Genomic DNA, 17,738 nt, shown 5'->3' with positions numbered 1-17,738 from the left:
AAGGCAGATAGCACGTTCTACATACGATTTATTTTAGATTAGAGGAGGAGTTTTCATGAGTTCATTCCAAAAAATCGAAACAACCAACGCTCCCGCTGCCATCGGTCCTTATTCGCAAGGCTTTATCGCTAATGGTACATTCTATGCATCCGGTCAAATCCCGATCAATCCGGCAACCGGTGAAATGGTCGTCGGTGGCATTACGGAGCAGACAGAGCAGGTCATGAAAAACGTTGATGCCATCTTAAAAGAAGCTGGTCTGACACCGGACTGTGTCGTTAAGACGACCTGTTACTTAACGAGTATGGATCATTTCGCTGCGTTTAATGATATCTACTCGGATTACTTTGCTCCGCATAACCATTTCCCGGCACGATCTTGCATCGCCGTCAAAGAGTTGCCGAAAGGTGCTTTGGTTGAGGTTGAAATTTTAGGATTAGTTTAATATTTTGGAACACGTCACGTTTGGTGGCGTGTTTTTTATTATGTCGTCTTATTCTTCATCCGTTGTTTTTCTTTAGATATTGCGACCAAAATAGCAATCAACTGTGGAATGAGCATTAAGAGGCTGACTAGCAGGATGAGTTGTTCGGCAGTTAACGGTTTGAAGTAACCGTCCCAGCCGAAAGTGTCCATCTGACCTGCAAAGTATATCGATACGAAATAGGACACGATATTACCGGCAACCACAAACAGCAGATGACCCCACCGCTGTCCGATGAAAGCAAGCACGGTGAATCCAATGAGTAACGCGACATAACCAAGTAACGTTCCTGTTTTAAAGTCTTCGAGCAATGCCAGATAGACGAACGGAATACTGTATCCCGCTAAGACAACGAGTCCAATCCACCACTTCTTCATCAAAACTCCCCCTCACCCTTTTCAAACTGACGGTACAGCCAATCCCGAAGTAATTCCCAGCCCTTTGGATAGGCGTTGCTGCCTTGAGACGCTCCATTTCCCTTTGGTCCCGTCCAGCTGATTTCCCAATATGTCCCGTCGAGAATCAACCATTCCGTCGTGTAGACCGGTTCCCAATGGATTACGTCTGCTTGATGAAAACGTTGTTCCAGCTCCGTTTGCTCCAACTGCGACAGGATACGAATCTGTTCACTTTTTTCTTTGTTCCTCATGTCTTCCAACCGTAGTTCTCGTGTCGCTTTTATCCATAAAAATGTTTGTTCCTCCCCCATGCCTGACTCCCGGTACATCATTCGATCCAGTTGTATGGTCTCCATCTCACGTCACTCCTTTTCGAACTCTCCCTAGTATTCCCAGTATAATTCATTTTCCGTTTTCTACCTATCCAAAAAAAGATTAAGGTACCTTTGTTTTGAATTTTCTTTTAGGATAAAAGAATGATTTTAGCAAGGAGGTAGCATTCATGATCAATCAACAGCTCTTTTTATTCGGCGGCGGTCCCCCGTTTACATCCGGACTCTGTAAAACGTTCGTCTCATGTTTGAACGGGACAGGACCGATTGTATTACTCTATGTCCCGCGTCCCGGCTCGTCCTGGGCAGATTATGCCCCGATTTATACGGATGCGTTAACAGCATGTGGTGCGGCAGATTTTTTCCACTTTCCATTGTCTGCGAGTCCGACACCTGAACAACTTGCCCAGCTTGCAGTAAGCTCCGGTATCGTAATCTCGGGCGGGGAAACGGAGCGTTACCAACAGTTCATCGTCGACACGCCAATCGGCACTCTCATTCAGGAACGCTATCAACAGGGCGTTCCGGTCGCCGGCTTTTCCGCCGGTGCCTTACTGACACCGGACGAATGCCGGATTCCTGCGATTGATCAACGGGACGGGAACGCACTTGTCTTGAAGGGACTTGGACTGTTACCGGATGCTGTAGTTTCCGTCCATTACGACGCATGGCAGGAAGAGGCAAACTTAAGGCAAGTGTTCCTTCAAACAAACAGCGCCTTCGGTTACGGCTTACCGGAACGAGCCGGGATTCATCTGAAGAACAATCAACTGGTCCAACAGGAAGGACCTTCGCCCGTCCTCCTGCACAGAAAGGAAGAGATGTCATGCCGACCATCGTAACTGCCGTCAAAGGGATCGTTCAATACGGCACTCACAGTTTAATCGTTCAACGCGCCGCTGCCGACTCCGGTGGCGGAACGTGGGAATGTCCGGGCGGAAAAATCGATTTCGGTGAGCTGCCGGAAGACAGCCTGATTCGGGAAATCCAGGAAGAGACAGGGTTAACGGTCACTGTCGACCGGATTGCGTATGCTTCGAGTCTCATGACGCATCCGGACCGCCATGTCATCCTGCTGGTCTACTTCTGCACCGCTACGACACGGACCGTCGAATTGTCCGACGAGCACGACGCCTACATCTGGGCAGATGAATCGACACTGCGCCAACAGATTGCACCCAATATCCTCGCTGATTTTGAACGGTATCAGATTTTCCCGCAATTGATTTCCTCTTAAAAACAGTTATTCCTATAGAACTGCGCGATTTTAATTCAAGTCACCGGCTCGGACGCGTCACTTTTGAGTGGCGTGTTTTTTTGTTGTAAAACAACCGTCTTTTGAAAGACTATTTTTGATAAATTACCTGACACTATCTATATCATCTAGTTAGATATTTAAAATCAGCTTGTATTCAGGATAAAAGATTCCTAAAATGAACAAGTATGTCATGCCATTTAAGGAGTCTACCTATGAAACTATCCTTTACTTACTTTGCGTTACCGCTGGCTGCCCTTCTCTTAACGGGATGTGCCGGTGAAGAAAAAGCTTCGCAAGAACCGAAGACCGACCAATCAACCATTCAGAAGGATTCATCGAAGCAGGCAGAAACAGAAACCAAACCGGTCGAATCAGACAAGACGTCTGAGAAACCCGTTACGAAAAAACCGGCGAAAACTGAAACAGTCACTGCTGAGGCAACAGCCAAGTCTTCGAAGAACTCCGTTTTTTCCGGCTATACAAAACTGAACGTCGACGGGGGCGACCTGTCCGGTGACCGGGAACCGAATGCTGTCGTCAATATCGGATTCGGGGACCGGAAATATTGGGCCTTTACGAACGAACATGCCCAACTCGTTAAAGTGATTGCGAAAAAAATCATTTTACAAAATGATACCGAGGAAACGACGTCATCCGGTCGCTATTATTCGGACGAAGCGAAGGTTCCGGGTGTCGAGAGCCCGCAGCTTGATGAAGGTCATGTCATTGCCGATTCGCTTGGCGGAGTCTCGAACGCCTATAACATCACGCCGCAGGACAGTACCCTCAACCGGCACGGGGATCAAGCCTATATGGAAAACAATATCCGCAAAGCCGGTGACGTAACGGACTTCGAAGCGACCATTACGTATCCCGATACGACGACACAAATCCCGTCGCATTATCACTATACGTATACGCTACGAGGAAATAAAATCGTCGACGACTTCGACAACGTCAATCCAGATGAAGTCAATGCCGAACTCGGTCTGACTGAAGACAAAGAAGAACCGACACAAGCCCCTGCCGATCCGGAACCAGCTTCCGACACAACGGGTGACGTCTCAACCGTCGACACCGACGGCAACGGACAAGTTACAATCCAAGAGGCGAAGGACGCCGGTTCCGCTATGCCGATTACAGATGACCATTGGCTCTATCCGTACATGCGGGACAATGACCATGACGGCATGGTCGGTGAATAATTCTTAGCTCAGCACAAACAGGCGGACTCCGAGGAGCCCGCCTGTTTGTTTAGTTTTCTTCGCTATGCGCGACGACCTTATTCCGTCCCGTCTGTTTCGCTTGATACAATGCCTGATCGGCTTTTTGAACGACTTCAAACGATGTGTCCGCCTGATCCGAGGATGCTGCACCAATCGATAACGTGACATGAAACGCCGGATACGTACTGAAGACAAAATGCTGATCGGCACAGGCCAAACGGATTGTTTCGCCAAGCCGAACGGCTTCTTTAAGCGGTGTGTCCGGTAACAGTACAACAAACTCTTCGCCGCCGTAACGTCCCACAACGGCTTCGTCGGGACTACAGTGTTGCAACAGATGACTCAGTTGACGCAAGACGACGTCACCCCCGTCATGTCCGTACGTATCGTTCACCGATTTAAAAAAGTCGATGTCGACAATCAGAACGGAAAACGCAAATCCATGTTTGTCATAGTGAGACAGTGTCTCATCCAGTTTCCGCCGGTTGGCAAGATTTGTCAGTCCATCCGTCAAAGCAAGTTCCTGTTGCATCTGAACGAACTGGAAATGTTTCCGTAGTTCCTGCAGGAAACGATACGTGACGTAGCCGCCCAATAACATGAAAATGATGTAGACCAAGGCGATTTCAAGAAACCGGTTAAACGTCTCCGTTAATAGATAAAGAGCAGGTAAACTGTAGCCAATCCCAATACCGATCAAGACTAAATAATCTTTGAGTGTATGCGACGCAAATCGACGGTAAATACTTGCCGTGATAAGTAAAGCGATACAAATTAAACCGGTCAGGAGCAACCCTTCGTAAGCCCCCGGCGGCGTGACGGCAAACCGGGCGCCAATAATCGCTAGCGTCGTAATGCCGCCACTGACCCACCCCCCGTAATAAAACGCCGTGACAAGCGCGACAAGCCGTAAATCAATTTTGGCGCCATCATACGTAATGCTGTTGAGGACAAGCAATACACTGATAAATCCGGCAATGAATCCGACCAAAATACGAAGCTTGACCGGTGAAGCCGGTGAAATGCGTTTGACGTGCCGTAATGGTAAAAAGGCAAATAACAGTGAGGTGATCAATAACGAAAAATTTAACAGAAACTGATTAAACTGACTCAACATGCTGTACGCTCCTTACGTAAAACAAATTCCTTATACGTTATAGTTCTTTATCGGACTGTTTCTTACCTGTTTCAAGTAGCTTAACAGGTTTCCATTTTTTTCATCAGGGAATCAGTTCAAAGAGACCGTTTCTACTTCATAAGGGGGTAATCGCATCATGGATATGAAAGAGGAAAAAAAGAAAAGCAAGATGCCGTTCTTCGTCATTCTTGTCATTATCATTTTTGTCGCCGTCGCCGCTGCCCTGATTATTTATGTCACGTCAGAACCAAAAGAAGAAACACAACAGCTCATGCAGATGACGACCAGTTTCGTCTCGACTTACCTGCCGCATGCCAGCTGACAGTGGACATCCTCGGATGTCCTTTTTTGTGCGCTGAACCTTTACAAGAACGCTACGTTGCCTTCATAAATTATGCCTCATTCCTTTCCGATAGGAAGCATGGAGGCGATAAAACAAATGAAGCAACCTACACAGAAAAAAAGACTCTTGGCCCAACAATTAAACAACTGGCTGATCCCGATCGTCGCGGCGGGACTGTTACTGATCAGTGCTTTAAGCGTTGAAGAACTCTACCGCGCGTCGACGAAGTCCGTCAGCGAACGGTTTGAACGCGAAATGACGATGCTTGATGCCAATATCCGCTCCATCTACTTGGCGTATCCGGAAGACGAACAGGAACGGACACGCGCCATCAAACGATTAAAAAATCAACAGCTCGCCGATATGGCAAGGGACGAGTACGATGCGGCGATTCAGTCGCTCGCAACTAAAAACGTAGCTATTCAACCGTTGGCGTTGACGGCACAACAAAAAAAAGACGTGACGCAACAATTGAAGAAAGCACGCGTCATGATGTTTACGAGTAACGACCGGTTCGTTCTCGCCATGTCGATTCCGGAATTGAATGATGTCCTGTTCTTATCGGTCGATCAGGAACGGTTGGTCGCACCCGCTAAGGCACTGGCCTTGAAACTCGGTGTGCTCGGAATCATTGTCCTCTGTTTCGTCAGTCTGTTGATCCGGGCCCGCATCAAAAAACAACTGGCTCCGCTGTCGGTCTTGTCCTTAAAGATTGAAGAAGCCTATGCACGGCGGACCTATCAACCGATCAGCATCAAAACGACGACGTTTGAATTACAGCAATTGACGCACCAATACAACCAACTGATGCAGCAAGTCGGGAACTTGACGCAAGAAATCGCAATTGCGAGCGAACGACTGGAGGCAACTCAACCCGGTTTTTCGTCCCAACTCGCATCGATTGATGAATCTATCGTTGACGTCCATCAAGTGGCGACGTCGTTGACGGACCAGTCGACGCAGATGGAACAAATCATCACGGAATCCGGGCAACTGTTGACGACCTCGATTGAAGCACTCGCGACGATGGACGAGTCGATCCAAACGAGCCATCAACGGGTCAGCTCCTTTAATGACGAAGCGACGACGAGTCATCGAATCCTCGACTCCTTGCAACAGGATACAACGTTATTACGGACCCTGTCTGTCAACACGTCACAGTCACTGGAAGAAGCGACCGAACGCAATCAACAAATGCATGCCTCGATCCGCTACATCCAACAGGTGGCGGAAGCGACACGCCGCTTATCGCTCAACGCCCTAATCGAAGCAACACGAGCAGGCGAAGAAGGGCGCGGTTTCGTCATCGTCGCCAAGGAAGTCGAGTCACTTGCGCTCGACATCAAACGAAGTATCGATCACATCAACCAGGCGAACCGGGATTTGACGGCCAGCATCGGGCAGATCGAACAAGATGTTGTCCAGATGACGACCCAAATCGAGACGACACACGAACAGCTTGAACAGAGCACCCGACGGATTGCTTCCGTCCTTGATCATGCCCAACAGATTGAAGCCGCGCTCGTCCAGGTCGAGACGGACCGTACGCTCGTCTATTCGGTACAGCCGCAGATTCGGCAACACTTTCAACTGATTGAAACGATTCTGCTTGAGCTGACCCACTACAGCCAATCACTCGAAGCAAATATTCAGGCCAACAGTACCCGGCAACAGGAACTGAAACAGCACGGTCACATCATCGGTGAACAAATTGAGTCTCTTAACAGGACGATTGTCGGTCCGTCCCAGTAAAGATAAACAGACCCCGTGCCAAAAGCACAGGGTTTGTTTTTTGTTTAACTAATATACTGGGCTTCCTTCTTATCGATGATGTTACGGATCCGGTTTTCCGTCACCTGATACGCCATCGCTAACCGGCGAATCGACTGTCCTGCTTGATAGCGGTAGCGGATGTCCCGAATCTGCCGCGGCGACAATTCGATATGTTGCGTCAATAACAAGTCGAACTCGTCGAGGAGCGACGCATACGCTTGACTCACAGACGGTTTGACGGTCAGATTATCGATCTGATCGTTTAGACGATCACCGTCCGCCCGGATAATCCGGTCGTGCACGGCCTCGGAATCGAGAAACGCCTTGGCGACAAGCTCGGCAACATAAAACCGTTCTCCCCGTCCTTGTTTGTACAACGTCACTTTCCGGTAGCCTTCCTGATTGATCCGCGGTCGCAAGACAACGCCATGTCGCCGTTGTTTAACACCACGACTCGTCTCGATGATCCGGTCGAGCGAGCGGACATTCCCCGCTGTTGAAACTTGATACATCCCTTCATAACCGTCTACCATCTTCCAGTGTTCCATATAATCAATGACCTCCATTCGGTCGAAAAAACAGCAACATTTCCTATTGCCATTATATCATTTTACGAACAAACGTTCTAATAGGAACACTCCGGATTTCTGTGCTAGTATTAACAAAAAAAGGAAGAGGTGTCAGGGATGAAGTTTGTGATGTTACTTGGTCCGCAAGCCGTCGGCAAGATGACGATTGGTCAGGAACTCGAACAAAAAACGAGCATGAAATTATTCCATAACCATCAGACGATTGATCTGTTGCATCCGTACTTTGACTTTACGAAGCCGGCGCACCATAAGCTGAAGGACTTGATCCGGCGGGAGATGTTTAAAGAGATGGCCGTCAGTGATCTCGAAGGGGTGATCTTTACATTTTTGTGCCTGTTCGGCGTCGAAGGCGGAGGTATCGAATTCATCGAAAAGACCGTTCAACTGTTTGAAGAAGCCGGTGCCGAAGTCTTCATCATTGAACTTGAAGCTGCCCTGTCGACCCGTCTTGCCCGGAATCAGACGGAAAACCGCTTACTACATAAGTTTACGAAACGGGATATTGCCGCGTCGGAAGCGAACTTGCTCGAAACAGCTGAACAATACCGGACGCACTCACTCCCGGGAGAGTTGCCGTATCCGAATTACTTAAGGCTCGATACCGAGGGACGATCAGCCGCCGATAGTGCCGACGCCATTTGCCGACACTTCAACTGGTCGACACGTTTGGTCGAACAATGACCCAGTCCAAGCAGACGTATTTGCCGGTTTTCTTGACGCTTGGTTTGCTTCTGTTCAATATGCTGACTTCCTACCTGCTGAGTGGACGGTTTTTCCCGAATCTCAGCCTGTGGGTACCGATCGGACTCAACCTCCTGGTCGGAATCGGATACATCGTTTCACTGATGCTTGGGCTTAGATCGGAGAACAGCTACGTCAAATGGTTTAGCATCTTAGCGAACATTGCTTTTTTACTGTCGTTATCCGTCATCACCTTTTTATTGTTGCTCGCAAACGGCATCTCAGAACCGTAATCCGGACACGAAAAAGCGTCTCTTCAGAAGTACGTTTTCTGAAGAGACGGTTTTATTATTGCCTATTCAAAAGAATCGTCGACTCCACTCGACTTCTACAGGAAAAGGAAGCGTGCTTCCGTCAGGAACAGGCGAGACCCGGTCGTCAGGGGACGACCACGGTTTGCGTTCCGCCTGAGAAAAGCGAGTGGAGGAAAGATGATTCTTGGCTCACTTTGTTTAATGATTTTCCCCACTTCTAATGCGTCAAGTCACGCCGAAAAACCGGTCCGTCCGCATAAAATTCATTTTGGAGCCATACCTCCGCTTCTCCATCCCGTCCGGTCACGAACGGCAACAACAGCGTCCGCGCCAGATACGCGACGATGACCGTCAACGCTTCTTCGATGTACCCCGCTCGATCGGTCGGATCAATTGCCTCATAGCTGAGTTGCTGACCGGTTAATTGAATCAGAGCAACCTGTTCGTTCTCTCTTTTCTTCAGTACCCAGATACATCCGTCGGCAGTATCCGTAGCTGTAATCGATAACCGGGATGTCGTAAAGTCCGGATGGCGACCGTTCATGTTGTTTCCTCCTTCGTGACATCAAACTCCGTCGTCGCATAGGCTTCTCCGTTAATCAAAATCGTTAATTGATGTGTTCCCGGATAATGAACGCGCGTCGTCAAGTTCCGGAACGACTGCCGTTTCGCAAACGTCTCCCGTCCCGTCACCTGCCGTGCGCTGATCCGGAAGACTTTTTGACTCGTCCCCCATTTTTTGACGTAGTCGATCACATATTCAATCCGCAGCACTTGCGGTTCGGTCGTCGTCACGTGAAAGGAAAAAGCCAGTTCTCCGCCAATTGCCAGTGTCGGTGTGACAGTCAGTTCGTCGACCGTCACAGTTCCCCGCGTAACGAGTCCAAAGGCTTTTAAGACATCCCGGTGGCCTTGTTTCAACAGAGTTCGTGAAGCGTGGCGTAAAATCCAGTCCGTATGCGGATGCGTTCCAAGCCGCTCCAATCGTTCAATGACGAGTTCCGGATGAGTCTTCGCGATATCATTCAAGTGATTGGCAACACTTTTCCGGACATATAACGCATCGTCTTCGAGCAGTGCATCGAGAATCGGCAAGACCGGTCGCGGATCCGCAATCAGCGATGGAATCATCTGCCCCCACGGTAAACGCGGACGGGTTCCTTCTGACGCCAAGCGCCGGATGTGCTCGTCATTCGATTGACTCCATTGCGTCGCGACCTCTAAAAATCGTTTTTGATCCGCCAGCAGAAAACGGCGGACAGCGAATTCCGATGTCGAGTGCCGGGTCAACCGTTCCAGTGCTAACATTGCCCGGTCCCAGGCGTCACCCGGCGCATAGACTTCGATATAGTCCGGAAAAACGATGCCCGGCAACCCCGGAAACTCCAGGGCAATCGTTTCGAGGTGCGTCGCCGCCTGCTCAAAGTCAGCCGGTAAATAACGGTTAAGCTCAGTCGCAATCCGGCGGACCCGTTGTTTAAACGCCAGCTCCTCCCAGTCCCCTTGTTGAACGACGTCTTTAAAGTCCGGTGCCTGCACCGCTTTCCCCAACCGGTTCAGCCAGTCATCCGTAAACACATCTTTAATCAAACTCATACGTGATTCAATCCTCTCTTCGTCCGTTCTAATTTTAATAAGGCCGCTTTTCGTGCCAAGCCGCCGGCATATCCACCGAGATCTCCGGTCAGACGAATCACCCGGTGACAGGGAATCAAAATCGCCAGTTGATTGGCGCCGTTTGCCCGGGCGACAGCACGGACCGCAGCCGGATTCCCGACGCGGACGGCAAGTTCCTGATAGGAAATCGTCTCACCCGCAGGAATCTGTTGCAACTGTTCCCAGACCTGTCTCTGAAACGGCGTCCCGTACAAAACAAGCGGAAGGTCGAACCGGTTACGTTCGCCGGCAAAGTATGCTTCCAGTTGAACTGTTACCTGCTCGAAGATTGGCGCTTCACCGGGAACGATTACAGCACGGGCTGCCAGCCGCAATCGTTCCACTTCACGTTCGAGTCCCCGACGATCGACAAACTCGAGTAAGTGCAGTCCTTGTTCGTCGGCAATCGCCAGCATCGGTCCGAGCGGCGTGTCGAGCCATTTTGCCTGCAGATATGCTCCGCTCCACCGTTTAGGAGTTGCCCCTAGAATACGGGCAAAGGCATCGCGGAAGCCGCTGCTTGATTCATAACCACTCGCCAACTGGGCTTCGATGACCGGTTGTCCTTTGCGGATTTCCTTCATCGCCAGTCCCATCCGGCGGGAACGGGCATATTCAACGAACGTCATCCCGAACCGTTTCTTAAACTGCCGCCGGGCGGTCGAGGCATCAAGTCCCAGTTCCCGGAAGTCGGCATCTTTGAACCGTTTCTCAGGATTGTCTTCGACGGCCGCAACCAAGCGGCTGATGACGTCACTGTCCCCCGGGTAAGCGAGCGGTTTACAGCGTAAACACGGCCGGTACGAGGCGAGTAATGCCTCTTTCGCCGTCTCAAAAAATTCGCAGTTCTGTTGCTTCGGTTTCCGTGCCGGACAAGTTGGCCGGCAAAAAATTCCCGTCGTCTTGACCCCGACAAAAAATGTCCCCTCGTACGAGGCATCACGACGGACGAGCGCTTCATAATAATCCGTTTCCGGTAAGGTATTCATCACGTGTCCCTCCCCTTCTTTTCCTCAGTATACCGAGTTTCCACTCCTGCATGTCGCCGAAAATCAGGCACGGATATTTTCTTCAGAAAAACTATCTTTTAATTTTTAAAATGATCGCTCTGTCACTTCTCCGGACGCAACAAAGCCACCATTTCCGGATTCCGAAGGTGACTGTGCTAAAGCGTATATAACAATCCGATATAGATGAGACTGACGCCAAGAAGACTGAACAGACTGCCGAGCAGGAACGGCAGGCGTTTTTGATAGGTCAACAGCAACAGTCCGATACTTCCACCACCTGTTAAGAGAAGAACGATGTTCGACCAAAGAATCGGCTTGACTGCTCCAAGAGTGTTCAGATCCGGCGGTTCCAGATTACTCAGGGTCGCTGTCGCAAAAAAGATACAACCGAGAATCAGACTCTCAAAACGCAGACCACGCCGCGGATCAAAGGCCGGTTCCTTCTGTAACCACCGTTTTACGAGTGTCCCGTTAATGAATGCATAACCAAGCAAAGGAATTAACAACAGGTGTTTCCACAGCAAGGCCTGGCCATACGGGACGTTCCAGGCATTGCGGTACTCGCTTAACGGAACGCTTTGACGCATCAGGAAAAATCCGGTCACGATGACACCAAAAAATGTCAGTTGGGCGAACGGACTGAACCAGCGCAAAAACGATAACCAGTGTTTGGAATCCCGGGCACACCAACCGATGACGACCACGATGCCCGTCCAAAATGCCATTAAACTAAAATGACCGCCCTGTAGCAACAATCCGTATAGACCCTGTTTGGCAGCTGCATGACTCGTCCCTGCGATTCCGAGGAATAGCGGAATCGTCAGCAGAAGCAGGAACCAGCGGATCGCCGGACGAATCCGTGCCGTCAGAATCAGAATTGCGGCACACAATGCCGTAAAGTAGACGAGTAAAAAATACGTACCGATCCGGACATCAAACAGACTCGCCCGTAATGCTTCACGGAATGATAAGTCCATTTCCTGCTGAAAATAAGAAACTACACGCCACAACGGAAGGACCGAACCGACTACGATGCTGACGAGAGCGGCACACGCAAGACCGTCTAATTGACCGATTGTCGGTTTCTTATCTTCCGCCACAAACAGAAGCAGCAGCCGCCCTGCCCAAAGTGCCCCGCCGATATAAATGAGCAGTTCACTGATGATGCCACTCATGATCGTTTTTGACGACGGAGCAGGAAGAACGTGATGACGATTGCGAGTACAAGGACTGCCACAATCCAGGGTAAGAAGGTCGGGAACAATCCCGGTTCGACGGTTTCGGCCGATTCGGTCGGAACGATGCTTGCTTGTTGCGGTTCCACTTTTGCCGCTTCCGCATCTTGATCTTCAGTAGCATCGCTTGACGCAACGGCTGCTTTTACGTTGAAACGAATCGTGCCTTCGACCGGATGTCCGTCTTCCGAAATCAATTTCCAGCGGATGAGATATGTTCCGTTCTCAAGTTTTTGTTGAACGACCGCACTCCATTCATTGCCGATGATCAGGGGCTTCTCAAGTAAAACTACGTCACCTTGAACTGTTTTCAGTTCGACCGTACTGGTTTTCTCGATCGCCGTATCGAAATTCAAACGAATTTTCGTTAAGTCCCCTTTGATGACTTCGCCTTCTGCAGGATTTGAATTCTTTAGACTCGTGTGAGCCGAGACCGAAAACGGCTGAACGACGGATAAGACCAGAATAAACAGTACAAGCCATTTGACCTTCATCGTAAACTCCTCCTTCAAGCGTAAAATGTGTAGAAAAAGACCCGCTGTTTCCAGCGGGTTCGGTTGTCCGATTATTGTTGTGAGCGACGTCCACGAAGTCCGAAGAATCCGAGGATCGAAGCGGCTGCGATTCCAAGTAATGACCAAAGGATGCCGTTTGATGTGGATGATTGTGATTCAGCCGTTCCACCAAGACCGGTGTTCGGCATACCGGCCGGTGCGCCTTTAAATTTATCCGGGAACTGATCGACGATTGCCGTCGCTGTTCCTTCACCGACACCGTACATGTGACCGTAGGCTTCACGGATCGCCGGGTACGTTTTGTCGTAGTCTTTTTCATTGTAGCTGTTAAAGGCCAGTAACAATTGATCGATGTGGACCTTCAGTCCTTCTTCCAAGTCTTTTGATTTCAAACGCCCTTCTGTAGCGGCATCAAGGAAAGCAGCTTGTTCGACACGGTATTCATCCAGTTCTTTTACGGCCATGTCACGTGCCTGATCATCTTTCGCACCTGTCGCTTTCACGTAATCTACAAAGTAGCCGATGTGACTCGACCAGATTTTCTTGAATTGTTGGGCGGCTTCACTGCCATAGACCGAGCCGATTGAAGCTGATAAATCTTCTGTATTTTCATTTAATGCACCTGCTGCCGCATCAAAGTCCTTCGCACCGTCGATTCCTTTTTGCATCGCGAGGACGGCGAGTGCCGCATGTTCCGAGAAGTTCCGGTTCAGTCCGGCACGGAGGTCAGCAGCCGGTGTATCGACTTTTGTATTTTTGAATTTATCCGGATACTGCGTAACGATGGCGCCCGATAATCCTTCTCCGACCATGTACATATGCTCGATCGCTTTTCGCATGTTGCTGTAGGCGGCGTCATAATCACCGGCGACGTAACTGTCGAATGAGGTCAACAATTGCGTAATGTGGACTTTTAATCCGGCTTCCAAATCTGCTGCTTTTAAGCGTCCTTCTGTTGCTTTATCAAGGAAAGCGGCCTGTTCAACGCGGTACTCATCCAGTTCTTTTAATGCTTTTTGTTTAGCATCCTCATCTTTGGCGCCTGTTGCTTTCACGTAATCCACGAAATAGCCGATATGACTTGACCAAATCTTTTTGAACGCTTCGCCGGCTTCATCTCCGTAGACGGATCCGACTGCTGCCGATAAATCATCTGTATTTTGATTTAACGCAGCGGCTGCTTGATCAAAATCTTTTTTGCCGTCAATGCCTTTTTGCATGGCGACGACTGCTAAATACGCATGTTCAGATAAAAGTTGATCGAGCGTCGCTCGCAAATCCGATGCGGGAGACGAGACATCTAGCGATACTTTGCCCGAGCTGTGGGACATCTTGCTATGATCTTCATGACCATGGGCACTGACGCCTGCTGCTGGAATCAATAATGCGGCACTGAGTGGGACGGCGAGATACGACTTTTTCATCTTCATCTTATGAACACCCCTTTGTTTTTTTGAACTACACATAGATAACGTAAGCAGTTCACAAATAGTTTTATTTTTTTACATTTTTTATTTAAAATATTTTTCCTGGAAAAATGTAAGGCGTTTTGACAGCTCCTCTCTTTAACTATTTTGTTTTTTACTGACTCGTTTTTCGAAAGTGCGTCCTTATGTTAGAACAATTTGATTAAACTCTTCTTAAGATCCCTTTTTAAACTATTTTTCATCAGGAACAGGAGTGAACGTATGAAACGAATCATCATTGGAGCGTTACTCGCCTCCGTCTGTCTCTCCCAGTCGGTCGTATCGGTCGACGCCAAGACAAAACCAAAGAAAAAGGCAGTGACTCAAGTCGATCGGGATCAAAACAAGATTCCGGATTCCTGGCAGCGTAAGCATCATTTAGGGTATGGAAAAACCGTAGCGACGGCTGATCGTGACCGTGATCGGCTGACCAATCTCCAAGAGTATCAATTGCAGTTGAATCCGACCAAAAAAGACACAGACGATGACCGGCTGGCTGACGGGCAAGAAGATGCGGACCGTGATCGCGTGACGAATCAACAGGAGTATCTTGCCAAGCTTAATCCCTTGAAAAAAGATACGGATCAAGACGGGATTTCCGATGCGGCAGAAGATCAAGATGCTGACAGCCTGACGACGAAAGAAGAATTTATTGTCGGCACACAACCGATCCAAGCTGATTCTGATCGGGATGGTCTAAAGGACGGGGAAGAAGATCGAGACAAAGATCAACTGAATAACGAGGACGAATTCGAACTGGGATCAGACCCGACCCATGCCGACAGTGATCATGACGGTGTTCGCGATGGTCAGGAAGACGCAGATCAGGACGGCGTCCAAAACAGTCAGGAAATCAAACGAATAATGATCAAGTTGACTGATACGAACAAACAAAAATTCGAATGGCGCTACAGCAGTGAACATCGCCGGAACGAATTACGCGTCAAGGATGAAATCGGCATCAAAGATAGTGCCACTTTACGCGAACGGTTAACGCTTACTGCCTCGATGACAAAAGAAGAACTTTTAGTACAGGTCACTCAAGCCTTACAGCTTCCGACGCCCATCAAAAGTCTTCAAGTCGAAGTCAAATTCGTGAATGGACACGAAATGGAATCAGAAGATGAATCGTCGGATGATGATGGACAATCAGATGATTCTGGAGATGACGACGAGTCGGATGATTCAGACGATCAAGGGGATGCCCACGGACCTCATGGAGATGATGATTAATTTAATCCATTGCACATGAAAACAGGACGACGGATTTTTATCCATCGTCCTGTTTTGCTGTCTTATTTTTTAATGATGATGCCCACTGCTTCCACCGGCAGGTTTGGCACCGCCCTGTAAGATTTTTAAATCGTTGGCGGACAGTTGACCGACAATGAATTGTTGTGTCGGCATAATCATCGCACCGTTACTGCTGGCATGAACCTTGATGTAATACAGACCTTCCTTTGGCAATTTCTTCTCAATCGAATAAACTCCCGGTTTCGTTTCATCTGCCGGTTCCATACTGTACTGAAGTGTTCCATCTGCTTTCCAGATTTCAAAATGGACATACTCCGCTTCTTTAACTGCTTTTTGATTCTGCCAAAGTGTCGCTCCGAATCGGTACTGTTTCTCCTGATCGGCTTTCAGTACTTTCGGCATTTCAAATTTTACCGATAAAGGGATGGCAACAGCGTATTGCTGGGCCGCGTCCGATGTGACCGCACACCCTGCAATACCGCTACTTGTCACAATCAGTCCACTTAGTAAAATGCCTTTGATTGACTTACGCATTCAAAAACCTCCTTACAGCCGAAATCCGTCGGATGATGAAGAAATCGGCCAGCCAGACAACGATTAACGACAGACCAACCAGCGGGAACAGTATGCCAAGCACAATCAAAACGAGAATAAACCACTTGATTGATTTCGCCGGCGGTCCTTTTGGTGCGCCCATCCCTTTGCCCGGTTTCCGTTTCAACCATAAATAGAATCCGCTGACCGCGACTAAAATGATTCCGAGACAAATCGCTAAACTGATCAATTGATTGATCAGACCAAATTCCGTTCCTTTGTGCAAAGTAATCCCGAGCGCGACCGCTTTACCGACAAGACCATAGTTATCAAAACGATAATCTGCCAAGACGGCTCCGGAATATTGATCAAGATGGATTGTGGCTTCCTTTTCTGCTTTTGCAGGATACGCCGACAGCGTATAGACGCCTGTCGGATCACTTGGAATACTGATGGCATAACTTGGATCCATACCCTGTTGTTTCGCAATCGACACGATATCGTCAATCGACGCCGGTACAAGCCCTTCGACGTTTGATTTCGGCACGTCGAGTGTTTCGGCTGCCCATGGGACTTCTGCGACATCTTTTGTTTGAACAGCTGACACCGGTGCCTCGCCTCCCCAAATGGATGGCGGATAACCAAGCCCTTGGTTTGTAGCGACAGATTGAAAACTCGTCCCCCAAAAACCGGACCACGGCAGTCCCGTCAAAATCAGGAATAACATCCCGGCTGTAATCCAAAATGCCGGTACAGCATGCAAATCACGTCGAAAGATTTTTTTCCCTTGGCGCAGTCGTGGAATCAAGACACCGGACCACCCTGTTGATTTTTTACGCGGGAACCACAAAAATAGCCCGGTTACGATTAAGACAATCGCCCAACAGGCAACAAGTTCGACAATCCGGTCCCCAATCCTCCCGGCCATCAGTTCGCCGTGGATTTCTTCGATTTTATTCATGATCCGGTCATCATCCGCCAGTTCACCGATGATTTTCCCTGTATACGGATTGATGAAGACCGTCGACGAGGCCTCTGCCGTCGCAATCTTCACTTCACTCGACCGCGCATCGGTTTCTCCGGGACGGTACTTCGTAATACTTGCGTCCGGATAGTTTGCTTTGACAGCATTGATTTGTGCCGTCGCTGAAATCCGGTTTTCTTGCGGTGTCACTTCATAATACTTCTGATATAAAACATTCTCGATTTGTGGTTTGAATAAGTAAATCGATCCCGTCACGGCAAGCATGACGAGAAATGGTGCAAAAATCAGTCCGGCATAAAAATGCCAGCGCCAAACCGTCCGGTAAAATGATGACGCGGAACGGTTTTCCGTTTTTTGTTCTGTTCCCCTCGTCTCGAGTTGATTCATGTTCAATCCCCGCTTCTTCGTTAAGTAGATGTTCTCATGACAGTATGTAGGATGAGTTATGATGGCACACGTGTTGTCATGAGTCTGCTGTCTTATTCTACGTTTTCTTTTCTCTCCCCACTCCTTCAGTGATTTCAGTTTTCCTTACATCCGCGAAAA

The 17,738-nt window shown here is 48.9% G+C and carries 21 protein-coding genes; 9 read left to right on the top strand and 12 right to left on the bottom strand.

Annotation, left to right across the window (positions count from 1 at the left end; translation table 11 throughout):
- Positions 1-55: 55 nt before the first annotated feature.
- Entirely contained in the window at positions 56-445 is a 390-nt protein-coding gene (locus tag AC3IRK_RS01740) for a RidA family protein (protein ID WP_489170307.1), read from the top strand.
- Positions 446-483: 38 nt separating this feature from the next.
- Here the strand turns inward: AC3IRK_RS01740 and AC3IRK_RS01735 are convergent, their stop codons facing one another.
- Both AC3IRK_RS01735 and AC3IRK_RS01730 read right to left on the bottom strand, forming a co-directional pair.
- Positions 484-861, bottom strand: coding sequence for a hypothetical protein (locus AC3IRK_RS01735; protein WP_214767178.1), 378 nt, complete (start codon positions 859-861; stop codon positions 484-486).
- Positions 861-1,238, bottom strand: coding sequence for a hypothetical protein (locus AC3IRK_RS01730; protein ID WP_489170306.1), 378 nt, complete (start codon positions 1,236-1,238; stop codon positions 861-863). Before AC3IRK_RS01730 ends, AC3IRK_RS01735 begins: the two co-directional genes overlap by 1 nt.
- 146 nt (positions 1,239-1,384) lie before the next feature.
- Between AC3IRK_RS01730 and AC3IRK_RS01725 the strand changes: the two genes are divergently transcribed.
- From AC3IRK_RS01725 to AC3IRK_RS01715, 3 genes are all read left to right on the top strand, one after another.
- Positions 1,385-2,056: a Type 1 glutamine amidotransferase-like domain-containing protein gene (locus AC3IRK_RS01725; RefSeq protein WP_489170305.1), complete on the top strand. Its 672-nt coding sequence runs from the start codon at positions 1,385-1,387 to the stop codon at positions 2,054-2,056.
- Positions 2,041-2,451 carry an NUDIX hydrolase gene (locus AC3IRK_RS01720; RefSeq protein ID WP_489170304.1) on the top strand — a complete coding sequence of 137 codons (411 nt, stop codon included), beginning with the start codon at positions 2,041-2,043 and terminating at the stop codon, positions 2,449-2,451. The genes AC3IRK_RS01725 and AC3IRK_RS01720 overlap by 16 nt, the downstream gene beginning before the upstream one ends.
- Before the next feature lie 233 nt (positions 2,452-2,684).
- Complete coding sequence (locus AC3IRK_RS01715; protein WP_489170303.1) at positions 2,685-3,677, top strand: DNA/RNA non-specific endonuclease; 993 nt, start codon at positions 2,685-2,687, stop codon at positions 3,675-3,677.
- 49 nt (positions 3,678-3,726) lie between these two features.
- Here AC3IRK_RS01715 and AC3IRK_RS01710 read toward each other — a convergent pair whose 3' ends face one another.
- Complete coding sequence (locus AC3IRK_RS01710; protein WP_214767188.1) at positions 3,727-4,815, bottom strand: GGDEF domain-containing protein; 1,089 nt, start codon at positions 4,813-4,815, stop codon at positions 3,727-3,729.
- A 157-nt stretch (positions 4,816-4,972) separates the two neighbouring features.
- On the opposite strand from AC3IRK_RS01710, the gene AC3IRK_RS01705 reads away from it, so the two are divergent.
- Both AC3IRK_RS01705 and AC3IRK_RS01700 read left to right on the top strand, forming a co-directional pair.
- Positions 4,973-5,158, top strand: coding sequence for a hypothetical protein (locus AC3IRK_RS01705; protein ID WP_188005047.1), 186 nt, complete (start codon positions 4,973-4,975; stop codon positions 5,156-5,158).
- 117 nt (positions 5,159-5,275) lie between these two features.
- Positions 5,276-6,931, top strand: coding sequence for a methyl-accepting chemotaxis protein (locus tag AC3IRK_RS01700; RefSeq protein ID WP_188005046.1), 1,656 nt, complete (start codon positions 5,276-5,278; stop codon positions 6,929-6,931).
- A 44-nt stretch (positions 6,932-6,975) separates the two neighbouring features.
- Here AC3IRK_RS01700 and AC3IRK_RS01695 read toward each other — a convergent pair whose 3' ends face one another.
- The gene (locus AC3IRK_RS01695) at positions 6,976-7,500 is read right to left on the bottom strand and encodes an NUMOD4 domain-containing protein (RefSeq protein WP_188005045.1); all 525 of its coding nucleotides are present in this window, start codon (positions 7,498-7,500) and stop codon (positions 6,976-6,978) included.
- Between the two features lie 138 nt (positions 7,501-7,638).
- On the opposite strand from AC3IRK_RS01695, the gene AC3IRK_RS01690 reads away from it, so the two are divergent.
- Together AC3IRK_RS01690 and AC3IRK_RS01685 are read left to right on the top strand one after the other, a co-directional pair.
- On the top strand, positions 7,639-8,223 hold the full coding sequence (locus AC3IRK_RS01690) for a DEAD/DEAH box helicase family protein (protein ID WP_214767194.1): 585 nt from the start codon (positions 7,639-7,641) through the stop codon (positions 8,221-8,223).
- Entirely contained in the window at positions 8,181-8,516 is a 336-nt protein-coding gene (locus tag AC3IRK_RS01685; protein ID WP_255508415.1) for a hypothetical protein, read from the top strand. The genes AC3IRK_RS01690 and AC3IRK_RS01685 overlap by 43 nt, the downstream gene beginning before the upstream one ends.
- Before the next feature lie 238 nt (positions 8,517-8,754).
- Here AC3IRK_RS01685 and AC3IRK_RS01680 read toward each other — a convergent pair whose 3' ends face one another.
- The 6 genes from AC3IRK_RS01680 to AC3IRK_RS01655 form a co-directional block, all read right to left on the bottom strand.
- A complete protein-coding gene (locus tag AC3IRK_RS01680) occupies positions 8,755-9,081 on the bottom strand; it encodes a hypothetical protein (RefSeq protein WP_131973374.1) in 327 nt (108 codons plus the stop codon).
- Positions 9,078-10,133, bottom strand: a complete 1,056-nt coding sequence (locus AC3IRK_RS01675; RefSeq protein ID WP_489170302.1) for a DNA alkylation repair protein — start codon at positions 10,131-10,133, stop codon at positions 9,078-9,080. The genes AC3IRK_RS01680 and AC3IRK_RS01675 overlap by 4 nt, the downstream gene beginning before the upstream one ends.
- Complete coding sequence (locus AC3IRK_RS01670; protein ID WP_489170301.1) at positions 10,130-11,185, bottom strand: bifunctional transcriptional activator/DNA repair enzyme AdaA; 1,056 nt, start codon at positions 11,183-11,185, stop codon at positions 10,130-10,132. The genes AC3IRK_RS01675 and AC3IRK_RS01670 overlap by 4 nt, the downstream gene beginning before the upstream one ends.
- Positions 11,186-11,358: 173 nt before the next feature.
- Positions 11,359-12,378, bottom strand: a complete 1,020-nt coding sequence (locus tag AC3IRK_RS01665; RefSeq protein ID WP_426354556.1) for a copper resistance D family protein — start codon at positions 12,376-12,378, stop codon at positions 11,359-11,361.
- Positions 12,375-12,932 (bottom strand): copper resistance CopC family protein, encoded by a 558-nt coding sequence (locus AC3IRK_RS01660; RefSeq protein WP_489170300.1) that lies wholly within the window; start codon positions 12,930-12,932, stop codon positions 12,375-12,377. Before AC3IRK_RS01660 ends, AC3IRK_RS01665 begins: the two co-directional genes overlap by 4 nt.
- Positions 12,933-13,003: 71 nt before the next feature.
- Positions 13,004-14,383 carry a copper amine oxidase gene (locus AC3IRK_RS01655; RefSeq protein WP_131503305.1) on the bottom strand — a complete coding sequence of 460 codons (1,380 nt, stop codon included), beginning with the start codon at positions 14,381-14,383 and terminating at the stop codon, positions 13,004-13,006.
- 258 nt (positions 14,384-14,641) lie between these two features.
- Here AC3IRK_RS01655 and AC3IRK_RS01650 point away from each other — a divergent pair, with 258 nt between their 5' ends.
- Positions 14,642-15,652, top strand: coding sequence for a hypothetical protein (locus AC3IRK_RS01650; RefSeq protein ID WP_489170299.1), 1,011 nt, complete (start codon positions 14,642-14,644; stop codon positions 15,650-15,652).
- 69 nt (positions 15,653-15,721) lie between these two features.
- Here AC3IRK_RS01650 and AC3IRK_RS01645 read toward each other — a convergent pair whose 3' ends face one another.
- A complete protein-coding gene (locus tag AC3IRK_RS01645) occupies positions 15,722-16,207 on the bottom strand; it encodes a FixH family protein (RefSeq protein ID WP_489170298.1) in 486 nt (161 codons plus the stop codon).
- Complete coding sequence (locus AC3IRK_RS01640) at positions 16,200-17,579, bottom strand: PepSY-associated TM helix domain-containing protein (protein WP_489170297.1); 1,380 nt, start codon at positions 17,577-17,579, stop codon at positions 16,200-16,202. Before AC3IRK_RS01640 ends, AC3IRK_RS01645 begins: the two co-directional genes overlap by 8 nt.
- Positions 17,580-17,738 lie beyond the last annotated feature (159 nt).

The sequence above is a fragment of the Exiguobacterium sp. GL_137 genome (assembly GCF_057834585.1).
The sequence above is the reverse complement of the archived record's forward strand: the minus strand, read 5'-3'. Positions and strand labels throughout refer to the sequence as shown.

What these genes read in the sequence shown, in the direction of transcription:
- AC3IRK_RS01740 (WP_489170307.1), top strand. Translation starts at nt 56, where the DNA reads ATGAGTTCATTCCAAAAAATCGAAACAACCAACGCTCCCGCTGCCATC.
- AC3IRK_RS01735 (WP_214767178.1), bottom strand. Translation starts at nt 861, where the DNA reads ATGAAGAAGTGGTGGATTGGACTCGTTGTCTTAGCGGGATACAGTATT.
- AC3IRK_RS01730 (WP_489170306.1), bottom strand. Translation starts at nt 1,238, where the DNA reads ATGGAGACCATACAACTGGATCGAATGATGTACCGGGAGTCAGGCATG.
- AC3IRK_RS01725 (WP_489170305.1), top strand. Translation starts at nt 1,385, where the DNA reads ATGATCAATCAACAGCTCTTTTTATTCGGCGGCGGTCCCCCGTTTACA.
- AC3IRK_RS01720 (WP_489170304.1), top strand. Translation starts at nt 2,041, where the DNA reads ATGCCGACCATCGTAACTGCCGTCAAAGGGATCGTTCAATACGGCACT.
- AC3IRK_RS01715 (WP_489170303.1), top strand. Translation starts at nt 2,685, where the DNA reads ATGAAACTATCCTTTACTTACTTTGCGTTACCGCTGGCTGCCCTTCTC.
- AC3IRK_RS01710 (WP_214767188.1), bottom strand. Translation starts at nt 4,815, where the DNA reads ATGTTGAGTCAGTTTAATCAGTTTCTGTTAAATTTTTCGTTATTGATC.
- AC3IRK_RS01705 (WP_188005047.1), top strand. Translation starts at nt 4,973, where the DNA reads ATGGATATGAAAGAGGAAAAAAAGAAAAGCAAGATGCCGTTCTTCGTC.
- AC3IRK_RS01700 (WP_188005046.1), top strand. Translation starts at nt 5,276, where the DNA reads ATGAAGCAACCTACACAGAAAAAAAGACTCTTGGCCCAACAATTAAAC.
- AC3IRK_RS01695 (WP_188005045.1), bottom strand. Translation starts at nt 7,500, where the DNA reads ATGGAACACTGGAAGATGGTAGACGGTTATGAAGGGATGTATCAAGTT.
- AC3IRK_RS01690 (WP_214767194.1), top strand. Translation starts at nt 7,639, where the DNA reads ATGAAGTTTGTGATGTTACTTGGTCCGCAAGCCGTCGGCAAGATGACG.
- AC3IRK_RS01680 (WP_131973374.1), bottom strand. Translation starts at nt 9,081, where the DNA reads ATGAACGGTCGCCATCCGGACTTTACGACATCCCGGTTATCGATTACA.
- AC3IRK_RS01675 (WP_489170302.1), bottom strand. Translation starts at nt 10,133, where the DNA reads ATGAGTTTGATTAAAGATGTGTTTACGGATGACTGGCTGAACCGGTTG.
- AC3IRK_RS01665 (WP_426354556.1), bottom strand. Translation starts at nt 12,378, where the DNA reads ATGAGTGGCATCATCAGTGAACTGCTCATTTATATCGGCGGGGCACTT.
- AC3IRK_RS01660 (WP_489170300.1), bottom strand. Translation starts at nt 12,932, where the DNA reads ATGAAGGTCAAATGGCTTGTACTGTTTATTCTGGTCTTATCCGTCGTT.
- AC3IRK_RS01655 (WP_131503305.1), bottom strand. Translation starts at nt 14,383, where the DNA reads ATGAAGATGAAAAAGTCGTATCTCGCCGTCCCACTCAGTGCCGCATTA.
- AC3IRK_RS01650 (WP_489170299.1), top strand. Translation starts at nt 14,642, where the DNA reads ATGAAACGAATCATCATTGGAGCGTTACTCGCCTCCGTCTGTCTCTCC.
- AC3IRK_RS01645 (WP_489170298.1), bottom strand. Translation starts at nt 16,207, where the DNA reads ATGCGTAAGTCAATCAAAGGCATTTTACTAAGTGGACTGATTGTGACA.
- AC3IRK_RS01640 (WP_489170297.1), bottom strand. Translation starts at nt 17,579, where the DNA reads ATGAATCAACTCGAGACGAGGGGAACAGAACAAAAAACGGAAAACCGT.